The organism is Pseudomonas sp. 05N434, assembly GCF_056396965.1.
On the sequence record NZ_JBFTMK010000656.1, the window covers coordinates 1 to 2,473 of the forward strand.

Consider the following 2,473-nt stretch of genomic DNA (forward strand, 5'->3'; position numbering starts at 1 on the left):
AAATACAGCAACACCAGCGGCGGCAAGCGCAGCTGCCATTTTTTCAGCAAGGTGCTGTAAACCGCATAAGCCAGCGTGGCGATCAGCATCATCGCGTCGCCCAAGTTCACCCCGTGCTCCAGCAACGCGCCAAGGCTGCCGGACGACACCACCACCAGAACACCGGCAAACGACAATACCGCACCGGCCAGGGCTCCGGCGGTCAGGCGTTGGCCGAGGCTGACTATCGCCATGGCCAGCGACATCAACGGCATCAGCGACAGAATGATCCCCATGTTGGTGGCCGACGTCAGTGTTGCAGCGAAATAGGCCAGGCTCTGATAAACCGCCATGCCGAGTACGCCGAGAATGAAGATCCTCCCCAGGTTTGGGCGTATGACCGGCCAATGGGCGATCACTGGCTTAAGCATGAAAGGCGTGAACAGAATCCCGGCCAGCAGCCAGCGGTAGAAGCCGATTTCGGCGGGGAAGATTGCGCCCACCGCGAGTTTGTTGATCACGGTGTTGCCGGCCCAAATGAAAATGGCCAGCAGGGGATAAGCGTATTGCATCGGGAAAAAGCCAGAACGTTAATGAGGGGCAATTATCCGTCTGTCTGGATGCAAGCCTATACTGCGATCCAGACAATCTGCCCCTGATTCCGGACAGCATGAACAGTAAACACATCGACCTGCTGGATTTCAGCGAACTGCCGTCGGCGGTGTATTTCCGCTATGCCGACTTCAACGCCCACGAATACGCCGCACCTCACCGACATCCGTGGGGCACGCTGGAGTACGCGGCCCATGGCGTGTTGCACATGGAAGTCGATGGCAGCCGTTTCATGTCGCCGCCGCAGTACGCGGTGTGGGTGCCGCCCGGGACCGAACACAGTTTCTATAGCCATCAGCCGATCAACTATCGCGCGGTCTGCCTCGCGCCGACGCTGTGCCGCGATCTGCCGCAACAGGCCTGCACCCTGGCGATCAGCGACATCCTCAAGGCGATCCTGAAAGACTTCGCCGCCCGCGATGTGAAAATTCCCGAGCACGACGCGGACCAGCGTCTGGCTCAAGTGCTGGTAGACCAACTGCAACAGGCGCCCGTGCATGAGTGCTATTTGCCCTACGCCAGCAGTCCCGGGTTACTTGGCATTCTGGAAGCCTTGCAGGCCGAACCTGGGGATAACCGGCCGTTGGCGTATTGGGCCGGGCAGGTTCACGTCAGCGAACGCACGCTGGCCCGGCAGTTTGTTCGCGAGTTGGGCATGAGTTTCGGTGAATGGCGGCAACGGTTGCGGTTTCTGGCGGCGATCGAAGCGCTGGACAGCCACCGCAGCATTCAGGAAATCGCCTTCGACATGGGTTACAGCACCGGCTCGGCGTTTATCGCGATGTTTCAGCGCCAGGCCGGGTGCACGCCGGAACAGTATCGGCGCAGCCATCTTGATAGCAGATGAAGGTGTAACAGGCTTTGTCTACACTCCAGAGCGAGGCCGTACCCATCGGTGCGGTAACAAGGAGAAAACTCCATGAAGATGTTGCGTGCCCCGTTGTTGATGATCGGTCTGCTGCTCTGCTCCCAKGGTTTTGCTGCCACTGCCCAACAGAACAAAATGACTACCTGCAATGCCGAAGCTACCGCCAAGAGCCTCAAGGGCGATGAGCGCAAAGCCTTCATGAGTACCTGCCTCAAAGCCGCGCCGGCCGCCGATGCCGCCAAGCCCATGACACCTCAACAAGAAAAGATGAAAACCTGTAACGCCGATGCCACTACCAAGGGCCTCAAGGGCGATGCACGCAAAGCGTTCATGAGTGAGTGCCTGAAGAAAAAATAAGCAGTGTGGGGCGAGCCTGCTCCGGACGGCGATCCGACGATGCAGGCGACTCGGTATCACGCAGAACCGCGTTGATGCTATCGCGAGCAGGCTCGCTCCCAAGGTTCGTGTTTGCTCGCTTCGGCGCCGGAACGCTGGCAGACTGCCAATCCTTTCACGTCGTTCGTTTTGAGGCTGTATGTCAGCGTTTTCTCAGCGTCAGGTCTTGTTGCTCATCAGTTGGGTCATTATTTTTGGCGGTTTGCTGCTGGTGATCCCTCTGCGATTGCTGCCCAGCCTGCTGGCCGGGTTGTTGGTGTTCGAACTGGTCAACATGCTCACGCCGCAATTGCAACGGCTGATCGAGGGCCGCCGTGCGCGCTGGCTGGCGGTGGCGTTACTGGGGACTTTGGTGGTCAGTGTGCTGGCGCTGATCTTTGCCGGTGYGATCAGTTTCCTGCTGCACGAGGCGGAAAACCCCGGTGCTTCCCTCGACAAATTCATGGGCGTGGTCGACCGTGCACGCGGGCAGTTGCCGCCGTTCATCGATGCTTATTTACCGGCCAGTGCCGCCGAATTCCGGGTGGCCATCGGCGAGTGGATGAGCAAGCACTTGAGCGACTTGCAACTGGTGGGCAAGGACGCGGCGCACATGTTCGTGACGCTGCTGATCGGCAT

General features: G+C 59.2%; 3 protein-coding genes and 1 pseudogene. 3 read left to right on the top strand and 1 reads right to left on the bottom strand.

Features of this window, described 5'->3' with window-relative positions; translation table 11 throughout:
- On the bottom strand, positions 1–551 hold a 551-nt coding region (locus AC1DLB_RS27525; RefSeq protein ID WP_477786052.1), incomplete at its 3' end, for a DMT family transporter.
- A 98-nt stretch (positions 552–649) separates the two neighbouring features.
- Here AC1DLB_RS27525 and AC1DLB_RS27530 point away from each other — a divergent pair.
- From AC1DLB_RS27530 to AC1DLB_RS27540, 3 genes and pseudogenes are all read left to right on the top strand, one after another.
- Positions 650–1,438: an AraC family transcriptional regulator gene (locus tag AC1DLB_RS27530; protein ID WP_477744193.1), complete on the top strand. Its 789-nt coding sequence runs from the start codon at positions 650–652 to the stop codon at positions 1,436–1,438.
- Positions 1,439–1,510: 72 nt separating this feature from the next.
- The gene (locus tag AC1DLB_RS27535; protein ID WP_477786053.1) at positions 1,511–1,816 is read left to right on the top strand and encodes a PsiF family protein; all 306 of its coding nucleotides are present in this window, start codon (positions 1,511–1,513) and stop codon (positions 1,814–1,816) included.
- Positions 1,817–1,994: 178 nt separating this feature from the next.
- Positions 1,995–2,473: pseudogene (locus AC1DLB_RS27540) on the top strand (hypothetical protein); the annotation flags it as partial.

Coding starts and splice junctions, on each gene's coding strand:
- AC1DLB_RS27530 (WP_477744193.1), top strand. CDS start 650: ATGAACAGTAAACACATCGACCTGCTGGATTTCAGCGAACTGCCGTCG.